Raw genomic sequence first — 23,911 nt, 5'->3', positions numbered from 1 at the left:
GTTTTCCTCGGCGAGCATGACTACTTCGCGGTCGCTCCACGCGGCCAGGCGATGACGAATGCACTTCCACCCCGCCCCGTGGGCTGGCAAATCGCCTGGCCGCCGTGTGCCTCGGCGATGGCCTTGACCACGGCCAGCCCCAGGCCGCTGCCGCCGCTCTTGCGTGAACGCGAGGGGTCGCCACGACGAAAGGCCTCGAACAGGTCGGAGGCAAACGCCCTATCGATGCCAGGACCGTCATCCTCGACGACGACATGGCAATCACCGTCCGCTTGATAGACGCGGACCCGCAGACTGCCCGGCTCGGCATGCTGCAGGGTGTTTTCCAGCAACGCCATCAGCGCCTGGCGCAGACGCACCGGGTCGCATTTCACTCTCAGGTTCGCTTCGAGTTCACTGTGCAGGTGGAAACCCTTTGCCGCCAGCGGCGCGGCGAAGGCCTGCAGAACGCTGCCAAGTTCCTGGGCTAGATCCACCTCGACCCGCCGCAACTCCAGATGGCCACTATCATTGAGGCTCAATACCCGCAGATCCTCGATCAGCCGGTTCAGACCCTCCACCTGGCGCAGCAGGCCATCGAACAGCTCGCTGCTGGGCGTGAACACGCCTTCCGAAAGACCCTGCAAGCGGCCGCGCAAAATGGTCACCGGCGTGCGCAGCTCATGGGCGATGGCGGCGTTCCAGAACTCGCGCTCCCGGGTCATGCTCTGTAGCCGTTCGGCCATGGCGTTGAAGTCGCGCACCAGCTGCGCGGTCTCGCCCATGGCCCGGTCGTCCAGCGGGGCGCGGGCGTCGAGCTTGCCCTCAGCCACTTCACGCAGGCTGTGCGCCACCGAGTTCAAGGGGGAGATCAGGCGTCGCGACAGGCGAATGGCGACGAACACCGCCAGGCACAGCGCGGCAATAATGGTGCAGATGATCCACACCAGCTCCACCCGTGAGGGCACTAGGGAGTCGGAGATGCTGCCCGGCAGGTAGGTCAGGGCGAAAGCGTAGAACACGTAGCTGCCGATCACCGAGAGGCAGATGATGCCCAGCGCCATCACCGCCAGAGATTGAACGATCTGTCGGCGCAGGCCCGGTGTCGGCTTCATGGTGCCGCGCCGAAGCGATAGCCCACGCCCCAGACGCTGACCGGCACGCCCTGGATATCGAAGGCTTCGAGCTTCTTGCGCAGCTTGCTCACATGGCTGTCCACGGTGCGCTCCAGGGTATCGCCTTCGGGCAGGCAGCTCTCCAGCAGTTCCGCGCGGCTGAACACCCGCTTAGGCGCACGCATCAGGCAAGCGAGCAGCTTGAACTCGGTCAGGGTCAGATCCAGCACCTGTCGCTGGTCACCAGTGCCGATGCTGGCCTCGTGGCTCTCCAGGTCGATCTGGAACGGGCCGACGCGCAGCATTTGCGTGGGGGCGGGCTCGCTCATTCGGGTGCGTCGCAGCACCGCTTGAACTCGTGCCACCACTTCGGCCGGATTGAAGGGCTTGACCACGTAGTCGTCCGCGCCCAGACGTAGCCCCATCAGCTTGTCGATATCCTGGTCAAGCGCGGTGAGCATGATCACCGGGGTATCTCCACGGGAGCGGATTTCACTGAGCACCTTCCAGCCATCGATACGCGGCATCTGCACGTCGAGCAGCAGCAGATCCGGCTTGAGCGCCTGGTGCATGGCCAGCACCGCGTGGCCATCGGCGGCGTGCTGGGTGCGTAGACCGCTGCGCCGTAGGTAGGCGGCTAAAATATCGGCGATCTCGGCTTCATCCTCGGCGATCAGCACCAGTGCCGACGCGGGAGCAGAGGGGCCGGATCGCGGTTGAGCATCGGACATGGTCGGGCTCGATGGCGGCGGCACTGAATTTTATCGCGCTCTCCATGCTTTCTCCATAAAGCCTCGAATCATTCGCAATAGCAGCAGGCCAGACTGGCGCCTTGATCCTTTTCGGTTGCCGCTGGCGCGACGACCCCTTGAGCGAGGTTAGTGTGGTATGCGCATCAGACAGCGGCAGTGGAGCATTCTGCTCGCAGGGCTTGCCGTGTTGGGGCTGGCAGGCTGCGATCCCTCGCCACCCGATGCCACGAGCGAGGCGCCGTCACCGATTCCGGTCTCGGTGATGACGCTGGAAGCCGCCGATCTTTCGGTCACCGAGGATCTTCCCGGGCGCGTATCAGCCGTGCGTACGGCCGAAGTGCGCGCGCAGGTCACCGGCATCGTAAAACGCCGCCTGTTCGAGGAAGGCCGCGATGTCGAGACCGGCAAGACGCTGTTCCAGATCGATCCGGCCCCCTTCAAGGCCGAGGTGGATATTGCCACGGCGGCGTTGCAACGGGCCGAGGCGACGCTGGCACAGGCCCGCATCAAGGCCGAGCGCCTGGGGTCGTTGAGACGCAGCGAAGCCGTCAGCCGCCAGACTTACGACGATGCGGCGTCTCTGCGCGATCAGACCGCCGCCGACGTGGCCCAGGCCAGAGCGACTCTGGCGCGGCGCAAGCTGGATCTGCAGTTCGCCAGTGTCGAGGCGCCGATTGCCGGTCGCATCGACCAGACCCTGGTCAGCGAAGGGGCTCTGGTCTCGCCCACCGATACCACGCCCATGGCGCGAATCCAGCAGATCGACCAGGTGTATGTCGACGTGCGCCAGTCCGCTTCGGTGCTGGAGACGCTGCGTCGGCAGGCAGGATCGGCGACGCTAACGGTGGAGATTCTCGACAGCGATGGCAAACCTCTCGGCATGCAGGGTCGCATCCTGTTCTCCGGCACTCAGGTGGACACCGGCACCGGCGATGTGTTGCTGCGCGTGCTGGTGGACAACCCGCAGCGCCGTCTTCTGCCGGGTCTCTACGTGCAGGCGCGAGTTCCGCGGGCGCACTACCCTGCCGCCCTGAGCGTGCCTCAACAGGCCGTGGTCCGTACGGCGGGCCAGGCCAGCGTGTGGGTAGTGGATGCCAAGGGCCAGGCGCAGCCGGTGCCCATCGAGCTCGGTGAGCTGGTGGCACGCCGTTATCGCGTGGTGTCCGGCCTCAGTGCCGGCCAGCAGGTGGTGATCGAGGGTATCGAGCGCCTGAGCGAGAACACCCACGTTGCCCCGCGCCCCTGGCAGCCCATCGACGCCAGCGAACAGTTCAGCGCCGCCGAGCGCTGAGGCCGGAGAATCCGTCATGCCGCAGTTCTTCATCAACCGCCCGGTGTTCGCCTGGGTGATCGCCCTGTTCATCGTGCTGGCCGGCGTCATTGCCATCCCGAAGTTACCCATCGCCCGCTACCCCTCGGTGGCACCGCCTTCGGTGACCCTCTACGCCACCTATCCGGGCGCCACGCCGCAGACGCTCAATGATTCGGTGGTAAGCCTGGTCGAGCGCGAACTGTCGGGCGTCAAGAACCTGCTCTACTTCGAGTCCTCGGTCGACACCTCGGGCACGGCGCAGATCACCGCGACTTTCAAGCCGGGCACCGACGCCGAGCTGGCCCAGGTCGACGTGCAGAACCGCATCAAGGCGGTCGAGCCTCGCCTGCCCCAGGCCGTGCGACAGAACGGCCTGCAGGTAGAGTCCGCCTCATCGAGCTTTCTGATGATGGTTGGCATGACCTCGCCCAATGGTCAGTTCGACGAGATCACGCTGAACGACTATTTCGCGCGCAACATCGTCCAGGAGCTGCGCCGTATCGACGGCGTGGGGCGAGTACAACTGTTTGGCGCCGAGCAGGCCATGCGCGTCTGGGTCGACCCGAACAAACTCACCGCCTATGGCCTGACCATGAATGATCTGGCTCAGGCCATCGAGCAGCAGAATGCGCAGATCGCCCCAGGACGGATCGGCGACGAACCGACGCTGCCGGGCCAGCGCCTGACCGTGCCGCTGACGGTGCAGGGGCAACTGACCACGCCGGAGCAGTTCGCCGCGGTCGTCCTGCGTGCGGATGCCGATGGTGCCAAGGTGGTGCTCGGCGACGTGGCGCGCATCGAGCTAGGCGCGGAGTCCTACGCATTTTCCAACCGCGAGAACGGCGTGGCGGCGACCAGTGCCGCCATCCAGCTTTCACCTGGCGCCAACGCGGTGCGCACCGCCAACGCCGTACGAGAGCGCTTGGCCGAGATGGCGCCGAGCCTGCCGGCAGGCATGGCCTACTCGGTGCCGTTCGATACCGCCCCCTTCGTCAAGGTGTCCATCGAGAAGGTGATCTACACCCTGTTCGAGGCCATGGCGCTGGTCTTCCTGGTGATGTTCCTGTTCCTGCAGAACCTGCGCTATACGCTGATCCCGGCTATCGTCGCGCCCATCGCGCTGCTCGGCACTTTCTCGGTGATGCTCCTAGCGGGCTTCTCGATCAATTCGCTGACCATGTTCGGCATGGTGCTGGCCATCGGCATCATCGTCGACGACGCCATCGTGGTGGTGGAGAACGTCGAGCGGTTGATGGCCACCCAGGGGCTCTCGCCGAAGCAAGCGACCACGCGGGCGATGCGGGAAATCACCGGGGCGATCATCGGCATCACCCTGGTGCTCACCGCCGTGTTCATCCCCATGGCCTTCGGCAGTGGCTCGGTGGGGGTGATCTACCAGCAGTTCACCCTGTCGATGGCGGTGTCGATCCTGTTCTCGGCCTTCCTTGCCCTGAGCCTGACGCCGGCGCTGTGCGCCACGCTGCTGCGCCCGGTGGGTGCCGAGCACCATGAAAAGCGCGGCTTCTTCGGCGCCTTCAACCGTGGCTTCGAGCGCCTCACGGCGAGCTACGGCGCGCAGGTAGCGCGCCTGGTCGGGCGTAGCGGGCGGATGATGGCGGCCTTCGCCGTGCTCTGCGCGGTGCTGGCCATCGCTGCCGCGCAGTTGCCCTCGTCCTTCCTCCCTGAAGAGGATCAGGGCTACTTCATGACCTCCATCCAGTTGCCCACCGGCGCCACCAGCGAACGCACGCTGGACGTGGTCAAGGCCTACGAGGCGCACGTCGCCTCGCGCCCGGCGCTGGATGCCAACCTGGTGGTGCAGGGCTTCAGCTTCGCCGGCTCCGGCCCCAACGCGGCGATGGCCTTCACCATGCTCAAGGACTGGGATCAGCGCGATGGCGCCACGGCCGCCGAAGAAGCCGCGCTGGCGCAGCAGGCCATGGCCGGCAACGTCGAAGGCACGGTGATGAGCCTGATGCCGCCGGCCATCGATGAGCTGGGCACCTCCTCCGGTTTCACCCTGTTCCTGCAGGATCGCGCCAACCGTGGCGAAGCCGAACTGCTCAAGGCCCAGGCGCAGCTGCTGGCGCTGGCCGGGCAGAGCAAGATCGTCAGCGATGTCTACCCCGATGGCCTGCCGCCCGGCGAAAGCATCCGCCTGGAGATCGACCGGCAGAAGGCCGAAGCCATGGGCCTGTCCTTCGCTGCCGTGAGCAGCACGCTGTCGGCGGCCATGGGTTCGCTGTACGTCAACGACTTCCCGAATGCAGGGCGTATGCAGCAGGTGATTCTGCAGGCCGATGCGCCGGCGCGCATGCAGCTCGACGACGTGCTCAACCTGCGGGTGCGCAATGCCAGCGGCGGCATGGTGGCGCTGCGCGAGGTGGTGACGCCGGTGTGGAGCGAGTCGCCGCAGCAGATGATGCGTTTCCAGGGGTATCCCGCCGTGCGTATCGCCGGGGGCGCGGCTGCCGGCGTTTCTAGTGGCGCGGCCATGGCCGAGATGGAGCGCCTGGTGGCGCAGTTGCCGCAGGGCTTCGCCGTGGCCTGGACCGGGCAGTCGCTGCAGGAGCGCCAGTCGGCGGCACAGGCACCGTTGCTGATGCTACTCTCGGCGCTGGTGGTGTTCCTGGTGCTGGCGGCGCTTTACGAGAGCTGGTCGATTCCGCTGTCGGTGATGCTGGTGGTGCCGCTGGGCCTGCTCGGTGCGGTGGCCGCGGTGATGCTGCGCGGTTTGCCCAACGACATATTCTTCAAGGTAGGAGTGATCACCCTCATCGGTCTGTCGGCGAAGAACGCCATTCTGATCGTCGAGTTCGCCCGCCAGCTGCGCACCGAAAAGCGCCCGCTGGTAGAGGCTGCGGTGATGGCGGCAAGACTGCGACTGCGGCCGATCCTGATGACCTCTCTGGCCTTCACCCTCGGCGTGGTGCCGCTGATGCTCGCCTCCGGGGCCAGCGCGGAGACCCAGCGCGCCATTGGCACCGGCGTGTTCGGCGGTATGCTCAGCGGCACCTTGCTGGCTATTTTTTTCGTGCCGGCCTTTTTCGTCTTCGTCATCGGCACGCAGGAGCGCCTGGCGCGCCCAGCGTGGCGAACGTCGCAGCCGTAGACCCTGACCTATTCTTCATCCCGTTACCGGACGAGAGCCGATGTTCCTGTTTCCCGCTATCCCGCGCCGCTGGTTGATCCTGCTCGCCGTCATGCTGGCCTTCCTGCCGGTGGTGATCGACATGACCATCCTGCATATCGCCGTGCCCTCGCTGACCCTGGCGCTGGACGCCTCCGCCACCGAGGTGCTGTGGATCATCGACATCTACCCGCTGCTGATGGCGGGCCTGCTGGTGCCCATGGGAACGCTGGCCGACCGCGTCGGCAATCGCCGCGTCCTGCTGACGGGTCTAGGCGTCTTCGGTACAGCTTCGCTACTGGCCGCCTTCGCACCGACGCCAGCCATGCTGATCGGGGCAAGGGGGCTGCTCGCCCTGGGTGGTTCGATGATCATGCCGTGCGTGCTGGGTATCATCCGCCGCACCTTCGAGGACGAAGACGAACGCGCCATGGCGCTGGGTCTCTGGGGCACGGTGGGCGCGGCCGGCGCGGCGCTGGGGCCACTGATCGGCGGTGCACTGCTGGAGCATTTCTGGTGGGGCTCGGCCTTTCTGATCAACGTGCCGATCATGCTGGTCGTCATCCCACTGGTGTTTCTCCTGCTGCCACGCACGGAAGAAACGAGGCCGGGCAAATGGGCGCCGGGGCAAGCGGTATTGCTTATCGCCGGTATGCTCGCGCTGGTATACGGCATCAAGGCGGCTTTCGGCGCGACACAGGCGTTGAACGTCGCGCTGCCGGTGGCGATGCTTGGCCTGGGCCTGCTGATGGTCTTCGTACGTTTGCAGCTGCGTGCACCGGAACCCTTGCTCGATCTGTCGCTATTCTCGCGCCCGGCGATCCTGGCCGGGATGATCATGGCAGTGGTAGCGACTGGCGCACTGGCCGGCGTCGAGCTGACGCTGGCACAGGAGCTGCAGTACGTCATGGATAGAACGCCGCTGCAAGCTGGTATCTTCATGATCCCGATCATGGCCGCAGCCGCGCTCGGTGGCCCAGTCGCCGGCTACCTTTCCAACCTGTTCGGCCTGCGCGTGGTCGCCAGCCTGTCACTGGCGATTGCCGCAGCGGCCCTGGCATGCCTGGCCTTTTCCGACTTCGGGCATCCGGGGCTGACGGTACCTATGCTGCTGGCACTCCTTGGCTTGGCCCTCAGCATCGGCCTGACGGCCTCGTCCATCGCCATCATGAGTTCGGTAGAGTCCAGCCAGGGCGGGGCGGCTGGCTCGTTGGAAGCCACTGCCTACGAACTCGGCAGCGGACTGGGAATCACGCTGTTCGGTGTGTTCCTGTCCAGCGTGTACAGTCGCACCATCGTGCTGGTGCCCGACATCCCGTCGTCTCAGGCCGAGCGCGCGGCTCGTTCCATCGGTGACAGCTATGTGGTCGCCAGGGACCTCGCCGAGCCTCAGGCGGAAGCACTGATCGCGGCAGGCAAAACTGCCTTCTCATCCAGTCATTCGATCCTGTTGATGACCGCCGCCGCCCTGCTCGCCGCCCTTTCCATCCTGGTGATCTACTTGCTCAGGCAGGATTCAACGCCTCAGGAGTACTGACTCATGAGGAGGAATCGATAGCGGCAAGACGGACCCCGGTCCTGCCACAACGTCGGCGACGACGCGGACAAGGAAGGCCCGGTCATGTCTCCACCACCTTCAGCCGGGTGTGGCTTGCCGGGGTTTCCAGCGTCTCGCAATACCAGTCGACGAACTGGGCGACGCCGCTTTCCTGCGCCATGGAGTAGGGCCCGGGTTCGTAGCCCAGGGACTGGATGCCCTTCTGGTTGTTCTCCACGACTTCGCGATCCTCGTCGTTGGTATGGATCCAGACTTCGGTCAGCCGGTCGAGATCGTAGTCGACCCCCTCCACAGCATCCTTGTGAACCAGCCAGGTAGTGGTGACTTCGGTCTCGGTGGCACTGATCGGATTGATCCGGAACGTCATCGACTGATCGGGCAGGAAGTGCGACCACGTCGAAGGGTAGTGGAATTTCATCAGCGTACCCGCGTCGGCGGGATTCACCCGGCCGAGCGAGTGCGCCACCGCCGGTCTGCCATCGAGGGTGTAGCTCACCGATCCCGCCTGCAGCGGCATCCGCGCCAGACGATACTGGCCACTGTCGGCGATGCGAAACCGCGATGGCGAGCCCGCGGCCTCGCAGCGTTCGAAGTGGGCCATGAGCCGCTCGGGGATCGTGCCATCCGGGCGCACGCCGGCAATATCGGGATCGGGAGAGAAGGAGTGGCACAGCGACGGGTGGTTGCCGTCACAGTGATAACACTCGCGATTGTTTTCCCACACCAGCTTCCAGTTGGCCTTCTCGACGATGGTCGAGACGTGGGCCACCTTGGCCTGATCGAGATCGTGAACCTGCAGGTAGGGAGCCGCCAGCGAGGCGAAGGCGTCGAAGTCCGGTGCCTCGTCCGCCAGGCAGACATAGATCAGCCCGCATAGCTCACGGCAGTGGACGGGCTTGAGGCCATGCGAGACCGGATCGAAGTCGGGCCCCATGTCACGAGCCCAGAGCAGCCTGCCGTCGAGTTCGTAGGTCCACTGGTGGTAGGGGCAGACGAGCTTGGCCACGTGTCCTTCGCCCGCCTTGCAGAGCACCGAGCCGCGATGACGACAACTGTTGTGGAACGCACGGATGGCACCATCCTGGCCGCGCACGATCAGCACACCGGCGTTGCCGACCCACTGGCTGACGTAGCTACCCGGTCTGGCCAACTGACAGGCGGGAATCGCGTAGAGCCAGTGTCGCTGAAAGATGTGCTCCAGATCGATCCGGAAAATATCCTCGTCGGTGTAGAAAGGTTGCGCCAGCGAGTAGCCGGAGCGGCGGCGAGCCAGCAGGTCATCCAGCCACGGGGTCGGTCGTTGCATGTCGGACTCTCTTGTTGGGCCTGATTCAGTCCGAACGTAGGCCCCGCCATATCCACCCGCAACATCATATTTTTTCCACTAGACTTATTATTATTGAGCCTCTCGATATTTGATGGAGACTGGCAGACTTTCGTCTAAGCCAACGATAATCGACCCAACGACTTCCCAATGCCCGGATACCGATCATGACTATGCGTTACCATGGCTTGCCCTCGGCGCACTCGCTGCTGTGTTTCGAGGCGGCCGCCAGGCGGCGGGGATTCAAGGCGGCGGCCCAGGAGTTGCACGTCACCCCGGCGGCTATCAGTCATCAGGTAAAAAGTCTGGAAGCCGATCTGCGTCGGGAGCTGTTCCGGCGGCATCCGCGCGGCGTCGAACTGACCGAGAGCGGCGCTTACCTGCTGGTGGCGCTGCAGAACGGCCTCGACACGATCCTGGAAGGCGTCGAGCAGTTGCGCTCGGAACCAAATCGCTCCGCGATCACCATCAGCACCACCACGGCGGTGAGCTCGCTGTGGTTGACCCCCAAGCTGGCCTCGTTCTGGCGCACACACGCGGACATTTCGGTCTCCCAGATCGTCAGCGACCTCGACGTCCCCAGGACCCAATGGGACCTGAGCATCAAGTATGGCGACATGGCGCGGGAGCCCATGACATGCCACCGGCTGTTCAAGGACAGGATCACGGCGCTGGGATCGCCCCGGTTCGCCGAGCAACACGGGATTACCTGCCTGGAGGATCTGCTGCGTGCCCCGCTCATCCATATCGAGGCCGAAGAGACCGGCTGGACCACCTGGCAGGAGTGGTCCAGCCAGCTCGGCCACGCCAGGCCCGGGTCGACGGGCTTTAGCGTCAACAACTACATCATCGGCATCCAGGCGGCTCAGGATGACATGGGCGCCATACTGGGCTGGGAGGGCCTGACCGCCGAGCTCGTCGCGAGCGGCAGGCTCGTCCGGCTGATTCCCGACAACATACCGTCACCGATGGACTTCTATATCCGCCTCAACCCGCGCGCCTCCAGCCGCGCCACGAGGCTCTGCGACTGGCTGCTGAAGACCCTCTGACGAGCACGGAGATCGTGTCGCGATGGCGAACACCTGGCGTCCTCCCCGTGGCCGATCAAAGGTCTTTCATCAGCCGCAGCGCGTCGTAGATCGCGGCGTGGGTATTGCGGTGCGAGATCGCATCGCCGATCCGGAACAGCTGGAAACCCTCCCCGGTGTCGTTCGACGCGACGATCGGCTGCGGGTCACCCACGATCAGCTTGTCGTAGTCGACCATGCCCTGGTTGCTCGACAGCGGCTTGAGCGACTCGTAGAGATCGTCCATGGGTAGAGTGCCAAAGTTGACCACCACCTGGTCGACACGACGCTCCTTGCCAACGCGGGTGTAGTCGCTCTCCACCGACGCCACCAGCTCGTCGCCCTCGCGCCGCAGCGAGACCAGGCGGAAGGTCGGGGTGAAGGTGGTGTCGAGCACCTGCAGCGTGCGCATGTAGGGCACCAGGTTCATCGCCATCACCTCGGGCGCCAGCGCGCGATCCGCGGTCATGTACTCGACCCGAGCTCCGCTCCTGGCGATGATCTCGGCCGCCTGCAGCGCGGTATGGTCGCCGGCATCGTCGTAGACCAGCACGTTGCGTCCCGGCTTGGCATGCCCCGAGAGGATGTCCCAGCCGGTCACCGCCAGTTCGTTGCCCTGCGCCAGCGCTTCCTCGTTGGGCAGGCCGCCGGTGGCGACGATGACCACGTCCGGCGACTCCGCTACCACCTCGTCCTGCTCGGCGAAGACGTTGAAGTGGAAGGTGACGCCCAGCGCCTGGCAGCGCTCGTAACGCCAGTCGATGATGCCCATCATCTCGCGCCGGCGCTCGCTCTGCGCGGTGAGCCGGACCTGCCCGCCCGGCGCGTCGGCCGCTTCGAACACCACCACTTCGTGGCCGCGCTCGGCGGCGACTCGGGCCGCTTCCATTCCCCCGGGGCCGGTTCCCACCACCACGACCTTACGCCTGGTCTCGGCCGGCGCGATGGTGTGCGGCATGGTCGTCTCGCGCCCGGTGGCCGGATTGTGGATGCAGTAGGCCGCACCGCCCTGGTAGATGCGGTCGAGGCAGTAGTTGGCGCCGACGCAGGGCCGGATCTCCTCCTCGCGCCCCTCGATCACCTTGCGCATCAGGTGCGGGTCGGCCATGTGCGCGCGGGTCATGCCGATCATGTCCACCTTGCCGGAAGCGATGGCGTGGCGCGCGGTGGCGACGTCCTGGATCTTGGCGCCGTGGAAGGTGGGAAAATCCACCTCGCGCTTGATGTCGCCGGCGAAGTCGAGATGCGGCGCGCTGGGCATGCCCTGGATGGGGATGACATCGGTGAGTCCCGGGTCGGTATCGATGTGCCCCTTGACCACGTTGAGGAAGTCGACCAGCCCGCTTCGCTTGAGCCGCTTCGAGATCTCCATGCCGTCGCGGGCGTCGAAACCGCCGGGCAGGCACTCGTCACCGGTGTAACGCACGCCGAGCAGGAAATCCTCGCCGACACGCTGGCGGATCGCCTCGAGCACCTCGAAGGTGAAGCGCAGACGATTGTCCAGACTGCCGCCGTAGGGGCCATCGAGTTCGTTGGTCAGCGGCGACCAGAACTGATCCATCAGGTGGCCGTAGGCCTGGATCTCGAGGCCGTCCAGCCCCGCGGCACGCATCCGCTCGGCGGCGTCGGCGTAGTCGCGGATCAGGCGCTCGATATCCCAGATCTCGGCCTTCTTGGGATAGGCGCGATGGGACGCCTCGCGGCGGTTGGAGGCCGATACCACCGGCAGCCAGTCCCCCTTGTCCCAGCGCGTGCGCCGGCCCAGATGCGTCAACTGGATCATCACCGCCGTGCCGTGCTCATGGCAGGCGTCGGTCAGCTCACGCATCCACGGCACCACCTCGTCCTGGTAGGCGAGGATGTTGTTGAATACCGGCGGACTGTCCCGCGATACCGCCGCGGAGCCGGCGGTCATGGTCAGCGCCACGCCGGCCTTGGCGCGCTCGACATGATAGGCCCGGTAGAGCGCCTTGGGCATGCCGTCCTCGGGATAGGCGGGCTCGTGGGAGGTCAGCATGACGCGGTTCTTGAGCGTCAGGTGCTTGAGCTGGAGCGGCTGGAGCAGCGGATCGTTCTTCACGGTCGAACACCCTTGTTGTTGTGGGGTTGACATCACGCTAGCGCTCGCTGTACACAAGTGTCAATTGGCATGACACTGGTGTACACAAAAGGTCTAAGGGCTCTGTTAACCTCGCTATCCTGCCCACCGCCAACAAGGATCCGACGTGAAAGACGATCTCGCCAACAACCAGAGAGCCTGGATCGATGCGGCCTACGAGCTGCTCGTCAATGCCGGCGTCGGCGCGGTCAAGATCGTACCGCTGGCCAGGAAGCTGAACACCTCGCGTACCAGCTTCTACTGGCTGTTCAAGGATCGCGAGGAGATCCTGGCGGCGCTGCTGGCGCGCTGGGAAAGCCAGAACACCCGGGCCGTCATCGACCAGAGCGAACGCTACGCCGCCTCGATCGTCGAGGCCACGCTCAACGTGTTCGATTGCTGGTTCGATCCCGCAGTGTTCGATTCCGAATTCGAATACGCCGTACGCAGCTGGAGCCTGCAGGATCCGGCAGTGGCCGAGCGCGTGCAGCGCGCCGATGCCGAGCGTCTGGCCGCGATCCAGGCGATGTTCTCGCGCTTCGGTTACCCCGCGCTGGAGGCGGACACCCGCGCAAGGACCGTCTACCTGCTCCAGATCGGTTACATCTCCATGCACGTGCAGGAGAGCAAGGACACCCGCGTCGGCCGCGTCGCCGAGTACGTTCGCATCTTCACCGGCCAGCCCTGCACCGAGAGCGATCTGGCCCGTTTCGCCGCCCGCCACCGCACGCGGTTTCCCGCCGAGGAACTCGCCGCCGCACGACAGGAGGTAGCCGATGGCTCACCGATCGACGCTCGGCATCCTGGGCGGTAACGGCTGGCTGGGCGGCGCGTTCGGGCGTGCCCTGCTGACGCGCGGCCTGCTCTCCCCGGATCGGCTGGCGGTCACCCCCAGCCGCCATGGCGACCGCTACGCCGACTGGCCCGATGTCGTCCGCATCGAGAGCCTCGAGGCGTTGCTCGACCGCGCCGATATCGTCGTCCTCGCGTTGCGTCCAGCGCAGTTCGCCACGCTGACGCTCTCTCTCGAATCCCACCTGGTGATTTCGCTGATGGCGCAGGTGTCGCTCGCCGACCTCGCCCGGACCACCGGTGCCACGCGCCTGGTGCGCGCCATGCCCAATGCCGCCGCCGAGATCGGCCGCTCCTACACACCATGGGTGGCCGGCACGGCGGTGAATGCCGACGAGCGGCGTCTGGTCGGCGACCTGCTCGCCGCCTGCGGCCCCGTCGACGAGGTCGGCGACGAGCACCAGCTCGACTACCTGACCGCGCTCACCGGCAGCGGCCCCGCCTTTCCCGCCCTGCTGGCGGCCAGCCTGATCGAGCACGCCCTGGATCAGGGGCTGCCCGAGGCGCTGGCGCGGCGTGCCGTGGTCGAGAGCCTGGCGGGTAGCCTGGCGCTGATCCGCCAGACCGACACCGACCCCGGCGCGATCGTCGACCGCTTTCTCGCCTACGGCGGCATCACCACGCTGGGACTGGAGTCCATGGTCGACCACGGTTTCCGCGACGCGGTGAAAGAGGGTGTCGGTGCGGCCCATCGCGGCGCGCTCGAGGGTCGCCCTTCGAGTGGATAGCGGACTGAAAGAACGATAATCCCGGCGGCGACGGTGACAGTCGAACAAAGACGCCAAGAGCCGCTCCACACAGGAGTTCCCCGCATGACGAACAACGATAACGCGGTCGTCGTCGCGACCTTCGTGCTCTACTTCGTGGTGATGCTGATCATCGGCTACGCTGCCTGGAAGCGCTCTTCGGATTTCTCCGACTATGCGCTTGGCGGGCGCTCGCTGGGCCCGTTCGCCACCGCCATCTCGGCCGGCGCCTCGGAGATGTCCGGCTGGCTGATGGTGGCGATGCCGGGTGCGGCTTACCTGTCCGGGCTCTCCGCGTTCTGGATCGCCGCCGGGCTGCTCGCGGGGTCGCTGCTCAACTGGCTGCTGGTCGCCCAGCGCCTGCGCGTCTACAGCTTCGTCGCCAACGATGCCCTGACCATCCCCGAGTTCCTGGCCGAGCGCTTCCAGCGCCACACCGGCGGGCTGCGTCTGGTCGCCTCCATCTTCATCATCGTCTTCTACCTGTTCTACACCAGCTCCGGGCTCGTCGCCGGCGGCAAGCTGCTCAATACCGTGTTCGGCATGAACTACGAGCTGGCGGTGGTGGTCGGCCTGCTGGCGATCGTCTCCTACACCTTCTTCGGCGGCTACCTGGCGGTCTCCTGGACCGACGTCCTGCAGGGCATCATGATGCTGCTGGCGCTGGTCGCGGTGCCGGTGGCGGCGGTAATGGAGCTCGGTGGCGTCACTGCCTCGCTCGAGTCGGTGCGTGAGACCTCGCCGATGCTGTTGCGCTGGTTCACCGACGCCGCCAGCGGCGAGACGCTGGGCTGGATCGTCGTCGCCAGCTCGCTGGCCTGGGGCCTCGGCTACTTCGGCCAGCCGCACTCGCTGGCGCGTTTCGCCGGCATCGACGACCATCGCCACATCCCCCGGGCCCGTCTGCTCTCGGTGAGCTGGACCGGAATCGGCCTGGCCTGTGCGCTGGCGATCGGCGTGCTCGGGCACGGTTTCTTCCCCGCCGGGCTCGACGACCAGGAGCGTATTTTCATGTTCATGGTCGACATCCTCTTCAATCCGGTGGTCGCCGGCGTGCTGCTGACCGCCATTCTCGCCGCAGTGATGTCCACCGCGGACTCCCAGTTGCTGATCTGCTCCTCGACCATCGCCGACGATCTCTACAAGGCGATGTTCCGCCAGCATGCCTCGCAGCGCGAACTGCTGCGGGTCGGGCGGCTCGCCGTGCTCGGCGTTTCCGTCATCGCCCTGCTGCTGGCTCTCGCCCCCGACTCCAACGTACTGGGGCTGGTCTCCTACGCCTGGGCCGGATTCGGTGCCAGCTTCGGCCCCACGCTGCTGCTGGCGCTCTACTGGAAGCGCATGAATCAGTGGGGCGCGCTGGCCGGAATCATCGTCGGTGGGGTGACCGTGATCGTGTGGTCGGCGCTCCACGGCGGCCTCTTCGATCTCTACGAGATCCTGCCCGGGTTCCTGTTCTCGCTGATCGCCATCGTCGTCGTCTCGCTGGCCACGGCGGCCCCCCACGACGCCGTGACGCGTCAGTTCGAGACGATGGAGGCGGAGCTGGTCCGCCCCGAGCCGGTCGCGTTCCGCTGAACCTTTACGACCGCCGCCCCGCGGCGGCACCTCGGAAAGGCGACGCTGCTCAATCGACTGGTCCGCCAGCCGGATATGACTCGCGAGCTGCCCCCTGGCGTTATTCCCGCGAGGGGAAGCGCCAATTCGACTGACTGGTGATCGAGACTATCGGGTGTATTTGAAGCACTACGCCATTGGCAAGTGATCCATCCTCATCCCAATCTGTCGGCCGCTTCCCTGGCTCGCCTTGCCCCTTCCCGCGCCATGGGTTCGCTCTGCCCTGTATAACTTTCCGGTCTCAATTCGGCCTCGAGTGTCGCGCGGTCCATGGAGTCAGGAAGGTCGGGGGCGCTAGCCAGCGCTTTGGCAAAGCTACAGTGGTCTTTGCGGGCTCGCTTGACGCTGGCCTGGACTCGGTGATGCGCTTCGTTGCGACCAATATGCGGGGCGAGCAGCATCATGGCTTTCTCGGCCATGATCAAACCATTGCTGCCTTCGAGGTTGTGCCGCATCGCCTCCGAATCGAGCTTCACCGCGCCCAGCATTTCATCAAATGACGTCACCAGTTCGTAGGCGAGCGGTATCCCCTCGTCAATAACGGCGTACATCACCAAGTTGGAAGAGACGTCGCCTTCGTGCGAAGGCTGCATCGCTTCCAGTGCCGCGGCAACATGGCCACGCAGTCGCGTTGCCGAAGCGATTACCCTCACGCCGATCTTGGAATTGACCTTCTGCGGCATGGTGCTACTGCCAACGGCATCGGCGACATCTTCCAGCGCTTCACCGATCTCGTCCGTCATTAGTGTGTAGAATTCCTGCGCGATCTTGGCGCAGGTACCGCCGAGCAGCGCGAGTAGTTGTAGATATTCCACGATGTGGTCAAGTGCTGCCCTCGACGGAATCCGCGCCGGGATCAGGCCTAGCCGTTCGGATATTCGCACATTGAGCGCCGGACCATGATTGCCGAAGGCGTGCATGGCGCCCAGCGCGCCGCCAAACTGCGAAACGAATACTCGCCCCTGCGCACCACGCAGGCGCTCTTCGTGACGAAGCATTTCGTCGACCCAAGCGGCAACCTTGAAGCCGAAGGTAATCGGCAAGCCCTGACGCCGATTGGAGCGCCCGGCAACCAGCATAAAGGCACTCTCGTCTGCCATCGTTGCCAATCGCGCAAAGATCGAGCCCAGCCGCCGCATCAGCGCTTCGTGCGCTTTTTTCATTTGCAGGATGCGGCCAGTCTGAATGATGTTTTGAGTAGTGCCACCCCAATGGACGTAGGCGCCTGCGTCTTCCCCACAAGCTGCTGCAAGCGTTTCCACCAGAGCCAGCACTGGCGCCCGGTTTCGTGCAGCTAGACGCGAAAACGCTTCAGTGTCGAACGAGGCCAACTGTGCGTTGGAGGCAATGGTTTCGGCCGCGCTGCGTGGAATCATCCCCAGCTCCGCCTCTGCCAGCGCCAGCGCCGCCTCGATATCCAGCCAGGATTGCAAGCGGCTCTCCCCGGTGAAAAGCCGGCTGACATCAGCGGGGGAAGGTAATGCATCTGTCATTTAGTTTGTCCTTCAGTTCAGGCCGATCGGCGTAGAGGATCGCTGATCGAGGCCAGCAATTCTTGGGTATAGGGATGTGTCGGCTGCGTATATACTCGTTCGGTTTCGCCACTTTCCACGATCTGCCCCGACTTCATGACCACCACTCGCGTGGCAAAATAGCGGACCACGGCCAGATCGTGCGTGATCAGCAGATAGGTCAATCCCAGCCGCTCGCGCAGATCGAGCAACAGATTGAGAATCTGCGCCTGCACAGAAATATCCAGTGCCGAGGTTGGCTCGTCGCAGATCAATACCTTCGGCTCTAGCACCAGAGCACGGGCAATCGCCACGCGCTGACGCTGGCCACCCGACATCTGATTGGGGTAGCTGTTGTAGAAACGCTCCGGCAGGCCGACCAGCGACATGATCTCGAGCGCGCGCTCGCGCCGGCTGGCCCGGTTGCCGACGCCATGCACCACCAGTGGCCGCCCGATGGAGTCCCCCACGGTGCGCAAGGGATTGAGCGACGAGTAGGGGTCCTGAAACACCGGCTGGATCAACTGCGCGCGCTGACGCGGAGTGGACTTTTCCAAAGCCTCGCCACGAAACAGCGCCACACCGCTGGTCGGTTGTTGCAGGCCCAGCATCATACGGGCAGTGGTAGTCTTGCCGGAGCCGGATTCACCGACGATGGCCAGAATCTCGTTCCCGTGCAGGGCGATCGACACGTCGTCGACGGCGCGATTGTCCTTACTCCGCCCTAACAGGCCGCGCCGCGTGGTGAACACGCAACTGGCCGACTCCAGCGCCAAAACGGGCGGATCGCCATGCTCGACCTGCACCGGTGTCGCATGCGGGATGACGACCCCCTTGTCACTGTGGTCGTTATCGCTTTGGAGCTGCTCGGCATCGAGCACGCAGCGATAGGCTTGGTTGCCCGCCGACCGCAGCGCCGGCTCGCTGCCGTAGCAGGCGTCGTGGACATGTGGGCAACGGTCGGAAAAAGCACATCGTGTCAGTCTCTTGAACGGACTGGGCACACTGCCGGGGATGGCGCCGAGACGGGGGCCACCGTGGGCCAGAGTCGCGCGTGGCGCGCATTGCAGTAGTCCCTGAGTGTAGGGATGAAGCGGATGCTCGAAGACATCGTCCAGTGGCCCTTTTTCGACAAAGGCGCCGGCATACATCACGCCAATGCGATCTACCGCACGGGATACCGCGCCGATATCGTGGCTGACCAGAATCATGCCCATCCCGAGTTCCGACTGCAGGTCCGCCAGGAGGTCGAGAATCTGTGCCTTGATGGTGACATCCAGGGCCGTGGTCGGTTCGTCGGCGATGATCAGCTCCGGCTCGTTCATCAAGGCCATGGCGATCATGACGCGTTGCCGTAGACCACCGGAGAGCTGGTGCGGGTACTGATCGAGGCGCAGCTCCGGCTCCGGCACGCCGACACGGTTCAGCAGTTCGATGGCCCGTGCCCTGGCGGCGCGGGCGGTGCCGCGTCCATACAGCGTGGCGGTTTCGATCAACTGCCGACCGATGGTGTACACCGGATTCAACGAAGTCATCGGCTCCTGAAAGATCATGCCGATACGCTTGCCGGCGATCTCACGGGCGAAGGTCGTATCCTCGATCTGCAGCAGATCCTTGTCACCGAGCTTCAGCGAATCGGCGTCACGCCTGGCATTGGACGGTAGCAGTCCCATCAGCGCCAGCATGCTCATCGACTTGCCCGAGCCCGATTCGCCGACGATACCCAGCGCCTCGCCACGGCTCAGCTCGAAATTGACACCACGCAGTGGCTGCACCTGCTCGCCGGAAGGAGTTTTCAGGGTGATGGAAAGGTTCTCAACCCGCAGGAGTGGGGCATGTTCGTTCATCAGTGTCGTCCCTCCGGCGTCAGCACATCACGCATGCCATCGCCCATTAGATTGACTCCCATGACCAGCAGGAAGAGTGCGATACCCGGCAGAATGGTCAGCCACGGATTGAAGAACATCGATTGGCGGCCCTCGGAGATCATCAGTCCCCAGGATGGCGTGGGAGACTGAATGCCGACGCCGAGAAACGATAGCGCTGCTTCGGAAAGAATCGCGACACCCATTTCGATGGTAAAGATGACGATGATCTGGCTGCGCAGGTTGGGCAGTACCTCGTGCCAGAAGATCGACCTGGTGGAGCTGCCGATGGTCTTGGCCGAGGCGATGTAATCCAGCTCACGGATACGCATCACCGCGGAACGCGTTACTACCAGGAAGTAGCTCCACTGGAGTACGCCAATGACCCCGATCACCACATAGATCGACGGCCCTATCAAAAACACCAGTGCCATGGCCAGCAGGATCTGTGGTAGCGCCAATTGACAGGTAAGCAGGTAGGAGACGGCCTGATCGATCCGGCCACCAAAGTAACCGGCACATACACCGAGCGTGACGCCGATGATGCAACCCAGCGTGGCGGCGAAGAAACCCACGGTCAGCGAGATGCGTGCACCAATCAGCAGGCGGGCCAGATAGTCGCGGCCTAGATGATCGGTGCCCAGCGGATGGGCCCAGTCACCACCTGCCCAGACCGGTGGTTGCAGGCGCCCGGCCAGTTCCTGAGCATAGGCATCGAAGGGCAGCACCAGGGGGCCGACGACGGCCAACAGCACCAGCGCGATCACGGTCAAGGTTCCGATGATCAGGCCCCAGTGAGAGAAGGCGCGCCGATGTAACAGCTGGCGTGGCGTCAGCGTGATCAGCGATTCGGTATGCTCCACACCGGCGGATGTCTGCCGTTCGGGAAGCGTATTGTCGATGGAACTCATGGCTTACCTCAGGCGCAGGCGGGGATCGATCCAGGCATTGATCAGATCCGCTATGAAGGTCAGAAGTACGAAAGTCATGGCGAACACGAACACCAGCATCTGCACCGTGGGAATGTCGCCGCCCTGGATCGAGTCGACGGCAAGGCGGCCCAGCCCGCGCATCGAAAACACGGCTTCGGTGATGATGGCTCCGCCCAGCTTGTTGCCGAGCTGGACCGCGAGCACACTGATCACGGGTAGCATAGCGTTACGTAGTGCCTGCTTTTTGAGCAGGGGATAACCGCGGAATCCCTTGGCACGGGCGGTGCGAATGTAGTCCGCTTCGAAGGCTTCGAGCAGGCCGGCGCGGGTCAGGCGCATGACGGCGGGCACCGATGTCATGCCGAGCACGAAGGCGGGCAGCACGAAGTGGGCCAGCGTCCTGTCGCCGGCCACGGGAAACCAGCCGAGGTGCACCGAGAAGATGACAATGACCACCAGTCCCAGCCAGAAGTTGGGAATCGCCTGAGCGGAGACCGATACCGACAACGCCAGCCGATCAACCCAGCTGTTGGGTCGCATGGCAGCCAGGGCGCCCAGCGGAATCGCCACCAGTATCGTGACCAGTATCGAGAACGTCGCCAGTTTCAGCGTGGTCGGCGCAGCCTGCAGAATCAGATCGGCAACCGACTGGTGCCAGTAGAAGCTCTCGCCGAAGTTGCCCTGGACAACGTTGCCGATCCAGTCGACGTACTGGGTGACCAGCGGCCGGTCCAGCCCGTACTCGATACGAATCTGCTCGACCACTGCCGGTTCCGCATCCTCACCGGCGATTGCCTGAGCCGGGTCGGTGGCCAGCTGCAGGGCGAGGAACGCCGCCAGCGACACCGTAAACCCCACGGCCAGCGCCAGCAGCAGGCGTCGGATCGCAAATCGCAGCATGGTCAGTTCCCTCCCTTGTTGCCGACGGTACCGCCGCTGGCCCTATCGCCACTGGTGGAGTCGCCGTCGGACCGCCAGTGGGTCAGATAAAGCCGCGGCAGGCCGTCGCTGGGAACCGGGAAGCCGAGACGTTTGTTGACGACGTAGTTCTGCGGAAAGACATACAGCGGCGCCCAGTAGGCCTGATCGGCGATGCGCTTCAGCGCCCGGCTGTATAGCTGGCGGCGGGTTTCCTTGACCTGGGTTCGCTCCGCGCTAGCCACGAGCTTGGCGATCAGCGGATCCTGCGCCAGATTGCGGTCGGTGTTCATGTTCCACATCACCGATAGCGTGGCGGCGACATCAGCGGTGCCGCCAGCGCCCCAGGTGCCGAAGTAGGCTGGAATTTCGCCCGCGGAGCGCGCCTTGTTGAGGACCGGCAGCGGCACGTAGCGCAGGCTGACATCAATGCCGACATCGCGCAGATCCTGAGCCATGGCTTCGGCAACATAGGGGTCGCGGTAGGCCCAAAGCGTCAGCGGGAAACCATCGGGATAGCCGGCCTCCGTCAGTAGCTCTCTGGCCTTGCGTGGGTCGTAGGGGTAGCGCTGGACATCCGTTTCGCAGCCGAACTGGACCGGGTTGCAACTGGTCGCGATGAGACTGGCACCCGCGCCGACCAGATTCTCGACGATGGATTGGCGATTGATGGCGTGATTGACCGCCCGGCGCACACGCAGGTCGGTCAGCGGGGCATTTTCGCCAGTCAGGCCGGCGGCATCCAGCTGCAAGAAGCCGATACGCATCGATGGGCCTACCAGGCGCTTGGCGTAGCCCGAGGCATCCAGGTTGCGCGCGATATCGCCGGGCACGTTGTAGAGCCAATCGAGCTCACCAGCGAGAATCCCGGCCTGTGCCGAGCCCCAGTCGGAGATGGTGTGTATACGGATCTGGCGGATCGCGGGTTTGCCCTTGGGCGAGCCGTCGTAATAATCCTCGAAGCGCTTCAACATCACTTCGCGGCCGGGCAGAAAGTGGACGACCTCATAGGGGCCAAGACCGTTCTCACGCGTTACCAGCGCTGACTTGTCGAGCTCGCCGTCGACCGTATAGCTGCCCGCCTTGCGGATCGGCACGGTAACCGCCATGTCCCGGAGCGCCAACGGGTAGGGGTAACTGAGATGGAAGCGAACGGTCATGGGCCCGATCTGTTCCACCGACTCCAGCCAGTCGCTGACGTTGCGATTCGCCCGGGCGCCGTTATCCGGATCGAGAACGAAGTTGTAAGTGTAAAGCACGTCCTTGACGCTCAAGGTCGAGCCATCGTGGAACTTCACCCCGTCGCGGAGGGTGACGTCCAGGGTGGTATCGTTGATGAATTCATAGGATTTCGCCAGCAAGGGTTCATACTTCAACGTCTCGGGATCGACATCGAACAGGAAGTCGTCGATCAACTGCGAGAGGATGATGTACTCGCGCTTGGTGGTGAAAGTGCGGTCGAGATTACTGACCTGAGACTGAAAAGCGACGTCCAGGATATCGTCCTGCGATCCGTCGTCGGTGCAACCAGCCAAGCCCAGCAGCATCGTCAGCCCCAAGGCGAGGGCCCCGGCAGACGCCGGGGTCCATCGTTTCAGAGGACAGAACATCATTAAAAAACCACCTGCAGCCGGGTTGCCAGGGTGTCGCCGTCATCCTTGCCTTCGTAGTCGCCGCTGCGATTGTGAGTGTTCCAATGAATGTAATTGAACATCACCCGTGACCAGTCGTTGGGGTACCAATTCAGGCCGACCGTGGTCGAATGACCGTCTCCTCGGGGATAGTCCGAGGTCCCGTCGAAATCCAGTGCCTGATAACGAGTGGCGAGCTCGAAGGCACCCCAGCCGCCGGCGGAAACCGGATCCTTGACCTCAGGAAGACGCCAGACGCCGGACTTACGTGAGTAACCGTGGTTTTCCCCGGTGAGGAAGTAACCCGCCTGCACGCTGTAGGCGTCATATCTGACATCGTCGCCGCCGGCGGAGTCGCGCTGCTGAATGCTGCGCTTACCGTATTCGGCAGCCGCGGCAAAGGGTCCGAGAGAGGTCGCCAACTCGAAACCGTAGGCATTGCTCGATTCGGGATCTCTGATCGGACGGCTGTTGATGGTGACGTTGTCATTGAAGCCATCGGCGGCTCTGGTGTTCTGAGTGGCCGATGTATCGCTTTCGTGGATGTTCTCGTGAAATCCCCAAGCGCCCAGATGAACCATGTCGCTGCCGCTGGTCCATGGGTTCCAGTGGGAGCGAGTCATGTAGGTCGTGGAATCGGAGCGGTCGGTATCGCCGCCCAGTCTGCCATTGGTGATCGCCAGCGACGTATGCCAGGTACGGCTGTCGCCAAAAACCTTGCCCTTGATTCCAAGTCCGTAGGAACCGCGCTCGGGGCCAAGAGCCTCGTTGACGAAACCACGCTCCATGAACCAGGTGTTGTTCGACGACGTGGCGCCATCCATCGTGCGGTCGTCATACTTGTTGCCGACATAGAGGGTGGCGTCGTGCTCGCCAAACTTGAAGTCGCTCGAGACATAGGCGTCGCGCATGCTGATGTCGTTGCTGGAGAGATCGTACTCCATCTTGTAGCCGATACGTTCCGACAACTGGCCACTGACACCGAATTGCAGACGTCGCGCCTGCGTGCCCCCGATATTACGGCTATCGAAGCGCGAACCACTCGTATTGGAAGCGTCGAGTTGAAGGCGACCGTTGATCTCCAGCGAGCGCTTTCCATTGGCACTGATGAACTTCGGACCGCCATCGGACCAGTCGATGCGGGTGCGGTCGACCTGAGAGGCTTCCAGCAAGGCGACGCGATTCTTCAGCTTGTCGATCGACACATCCTGCTGCGGTGATGTAGTGGCGGGTGGGCTGGTAACCAGCGACGCGCCCCGATCCTGCTGCTCGTCCGCCTCCAACCTATTCAGCCGCGCTTGCATGGCCTGCAACTGCTTGGCCTGGGCTTCCAGCATGGCTGACTGTCGCTTGACCAGTTCGGCCAGTGCAGCGTCATCAGCAGAGGCTGTCATGGGTACCATGGCCGGCAGCGCCATTAGCCCGATAGTGGTGACGGACAGCAGGCTGCGTCCACTCGATAAGACATGATTTGGCATTTTTTCCCCTGGTCCCGAAGGACCGA

17 protein-coding genes are annotated in these 23,911 nt (G+C 64.2%); 7 read left to right on the top strand and 10 right to left on the bottom strand.

Annotated elements, in window-relative coordinates:
- Positions 1–20 precede the first annotated feature (20 nt).
- Positions 21–1,094 (bottom strand): ATP-binding protein, encoded by a 1,074-nt coding sequence (locus tag F0A16_RS09500; protein WP_149435148.1) that lies wholly within the window; start codon positions 1,092–1,094, stop codon positions 21–23.
- Positions 1,091–1,825, bottom strand: a complete 735-nt coding sequence (locus F0A16_RS09495) for a response regulator (protein WP_149435147.1) — start codon at positions 1,823–1,825, stop codon at positions 1,091–1,093. The genes F0A16_RS09500 and F0A16_RS09495 overlap by 4 nt, the downstream gene beginning before the upstream one ends.
- Before the next feature lie 157 nt (positions 1,826–1,982).
- Between F0A16_RS09495 and F0A16_RS09490 the strand changes: the two genes are divergently transcribed.
- The 3 genes from F0A16_RS09490 to F0A16_RS09480 are packed head-to-tail and all read left to right on the top strand — an operon-like array spanning position 1,983 to position 7,825.
- On the top strand, positions 1,983–3,137 hold the full coding sequence (locus tag F0A16_RS09490) for an efflux RND transporter periplasmic adaptor subunit (protein WP_149435146.1): 1,155 nt from the start codon (positions 1,983–1,985) through the stop codon (positions 3,135–3,137).
- A 16-nt stretch (positions 3,138–3,153) separates the two neighbouring features.
- Positions 3,154–6,270 carry a multidrug efflux RND transporter permease subunit gene (locus F0A16_RS09485; protein ID WP_149435145.1) on the top strand — a complete coding sequence of 1,039 codons (3,117 nt, stop codon included), beginning with the start codon at positions 3,154–3,156 and terminating at the stop codon, positions 6,268–6,270.
- A gap of 40 nt (positions 6,271–6,310) precedes the next feature.
- Complete coding sequence (locus F0A16_RS09480) at positions 6,311–7,825, top strand: MFS transporter (RefSeq protein WP_149435144.1); 1,515 nt, start codon at positions 6,311–6,313, stop codon at positions 7,823–7,825.
- 82 nt (positions 7,826–7,907) lie between these two features.
- On the opposite strand, the gene F0A16_RS09475 is transcribed toward F0A16_RS09480, so the two are convergent.
- On the bottom strand, positions 7,908–9,152 hold the full coding sequence (locus F0A16_RS09475; protein WP_149435143.1) for an aromatic ring-hydroxylating oxygenase subunit alpha: 1,245 nt from the start codon (positions 9,150–9,152) through the stop codon (positions 7,908–7,910).
- A 185-nt stretch (positions 9,153–9,337) separates the two neighbouring features.
- Between F0A16_RS09475 and F0A16_RS09470 the strand changes: the two genes are divergently transcribed.
- Positions 9,338–10,219 (top strand): LysR substrate-binding domain-containing protein, encoded by an 882-nt coding sequence (locus F0A16_RS09470; protein ID WP_149435142.1) that lies wholly within the window; start codon positions 9,338–9,340, stop codon positions 10,217–10,219.
- A 55-nt stretch (positions 10,220–10,274) separates the two neighbouring features.
- On the opposite strand, the gene F0A16_RS09465 is transcribed toward F0A16_RS09470, so the two are convergent.
- The gene (locus F0A16_RS09465; RefSeq protein ID WP_149435141.1) at positions 10,275–12,317 is read right to left on the bottom strand and encodes an NADH:flavin oxidoreductase; all 2,043 of its coding nucleotides are present in this window, start codon (positions 12,315–12,317) and stop codon (positions 10,275–10,277) included.
- Between the two features lie 145 nt (positions 12,318–12,462).
- Here F0A16_RS09465 and F0A16_RS09460 point away from each other — a divergent pair, with 145 nt between their 5' ends.
- From F0A16_RS09460 to putP, 3 genes are all read left to right on the top strand, one after another.
- Positions 12,463–13,149: a TetR/AcrR family transcriptional regulator gene (locus F0A16_RS09460; protein ID WP_149435140.1), complete on the top strand. Its 687-nt coding sequence runs from the start codon at positions 12,463–12,465 to the stop codon at positions 13,147–13,149.
- Entirely contained in the window at positions 13,112–13,915 is an 804-nt protein-coding gene (locus F0A16_RS09455) for a pyrroline-5-carboxylate reductase family protein (RefSeq protein ID WP_149435139.1), read from the top strand. The genes F0A16_RS09460 and F0A16_RS09455 overlap by 38 nt, the downstream gene beginning before the upstream one ends.
- Positions 13,916–13,999: 84 nt before the next feature.
- Positions 14,000–15,511 (top strand): sodium/proline symporter PutP, encoded by a 1,512-nt coding sequence (gene putP / locus F0A16_RS09450; protein WP_149435138.1) that lies wholly within the window; start codon positions 14,000–14,002, stop codon positions 15,509–15,511.
- Between the two features lie 194 nt (positions 15,512–15,705).
- Here the strand turns inward: putP and F0A16_RS09445 are convergent, their stop codons facing one another.
- Genes F0A16_RS09445 through F0A16_RS09420 form a run of 6 tightly spaced genes read right to left on the bottom strand, consistent with a single transcriptional unit; the run spans position 15,706 to position 23,885 of the window.
- Positions 15,706–17,043 (bottom strand): lyase family protein, encoded by a 1,338-nt coding sequence (locus tag F0A16_RS09445; protein WP_149435137.1) that lies wholly within the window; start codon positions 17,041–17,043, stop codon positions 15,706–15,708.
- Between the two features lie 17 nt (positions 17,044–17,060).
- The gene (locus tag F0A16_RS09440) at positions 17,061–18,908 is read right to left on the bottom strand and encodes an ABC transporter ATP-binding protein (protein WP_149435136.1); all 1,848 of its coding nucleotides are present in this window, start codon (positions 18,906–18,908) and stop codon (positions 17,061–17,063) included.
- Positions 18,908–19,837, bottom strand: a complete 930-nt coding sequence (locus tag F0A16_RS09435; RefSeq protein ID WP_149435135.1) for an ABC transporter permease — start codon at positions 19,835–19,837, stop codon at positions 18,908–18,910. Before F0A16_RS09435 ends, F0A16_RS09440 begins: the two co-directional genes overlap by 1 nt.
- Positions 19,838–19,840: 3 nt before the next feature.
- The gene (locus F0A16_RS09430; RefSeq protein WP_149435134.1) at positions 19,841–20,758 is read right to left on the bottom strand and encodes an ABC transporter permease; all 918 of its coding nucleotides are present in this window, start codon (positions 20,756–20,758) and stop codon (positions 19,841–19,843) included.
- Between the two features lie 2 nt (positions 20,759–20,760).
- On the bottom strand, positions 20,761–22,335 hold the full coding sequence (locus F0A16_RS09425) for an ABC transporter substrate-binding protein (RefSeq protein WP_187775960.1): 1,575 nt from the start codon (positions 22,333–22,335) through the stop codon (positions 20,761–20,763).
- A 53-nt stretch (positions 22,336–22,388) separates the two neighbouring features.
- On the bottom strand, positions 22,389–23,885 hold the full coding sequence (locus F0A16_RS09420; RefSeq protein WP_149435132.1) for a porin: 1,497 nt from the start codon (positions 23,883–23,885) through the stop codon (positions 22,389–22,391).
- Positions 23,886–23,911: the final 26 nt, after the last annotated feature.

This window comes from Salinicola corii (assembly GCF_008298015.1).
GTDB classification, from domain to species: domain Bacteria; phylum Pseudomonadota; class Gammaproteobacteria; order Pseudomonadales; family Halomonadaceae; genus Salinicola; species Salinicola corii.
Note: the sequence above shows the minus strand (reverse complement) of the source record. Positions and strands in the feature narration are given on the sequence as shown.

Bases quoted from the DNA above. Each gene is read 5' to 3' on its own strand.
- F0A16_RS09445 (WP_149435137.1), bottom strand. From the start codon at position 17,043: ATGACAGATGCATTACCTTCCCCCGCTGATGTCAGCCGGCTTTTCACC.
- F0A16_RS09440 (WP_149435136.1), bottom strand. From the start codon at position 18,908: ATGAACGAACATGCCCCACTCCTGCGGGTTGAGAACCTTTCCATCACC.
- F0A16_RS09470 (WP_149435142.1), top strand. From the start codon at position 9,338: ATGACTATGCGTTACCATGGCTTGCCCTCGGCGCACTCGCTGCTGTGT.
- F0A16_RS09490 (WP_149435146.1), top strand. From the start codon at position 1,983: ATGCGCATCAGACAGCGGCAGTGGAGCATTCTGCTCGCAGGGCTTGCC.
- F0A16_RS09435 (WP_149435135.1), bottom strand. From the start codon at position 19,837: ATGAGTTCCATCGACAATACGCTTCCCGAACGGCAGACATCCGCCGGT.
- F0A16_RS09430 (WP_149435134.1), bottom strand. From the start codon at position 20,758: ATGCTGCGATTTGCGATCCGACGCCTGCTGCTGGCGCTGGCCGTGGGG.
- F0A16_RS09455 (WP_149435139.1), top strand. From the start codon at position 13,112: ATGGCTCACCGATCGACGCTCGGCATCCTGGGCGGTAACGGCTGGCTG.
- F0A16_RS09475 (WP_149435143.1), bottom strand. From the start codon at position 9,152: ATGCAACGACCGACCCCGTGGCTGGATGACCTGCTGGCTCGCCGCCGC.
- F0A16_RS09495 (WP_149435147.1), bottom strand. From the start codon at position 1,825: ATGTCCGATGCTCAACCGCGATCCGGCCCCTCTGCTCCCGCGTCGGCA.
- F0A16_RS09480 (WP_149435144.1), top strand. From the start codon at position 6,311: ATGTTCCTGTTTCCCGCTATCCCGCGCCGCTGGTTGATCCTGCTCGCC.
- F0A16_RS09500 (WP_149435148.1), bottom strand. From the start codon at position 1,094: ATGAAGCCGACACCGGGCCTGCGCCGACAGATCGTTCAATCTCTGGCG.
- F0A16_RS09420 (WP_149435132.1), bottom strand. From the start codon at position 23,885: ATGCCAAATCATGTCTTATCGAGTGGACGCAGCCTGCTGTCCGTCACC.
- putP (WP_149435138.1), top strand. From the start codon at position 14,000: ATGACGAACAACGATAACGCGGTCGTCGTCGCGACCTTCGTGCTCTAC.
- F0A16_RS09485 (WP_149435145.1), top strand. From the start codon at position 3,154: ATGCCGCAGTTCTTCATCAACCGCCCGGTGTTCGCCTGGGTGATCGCC.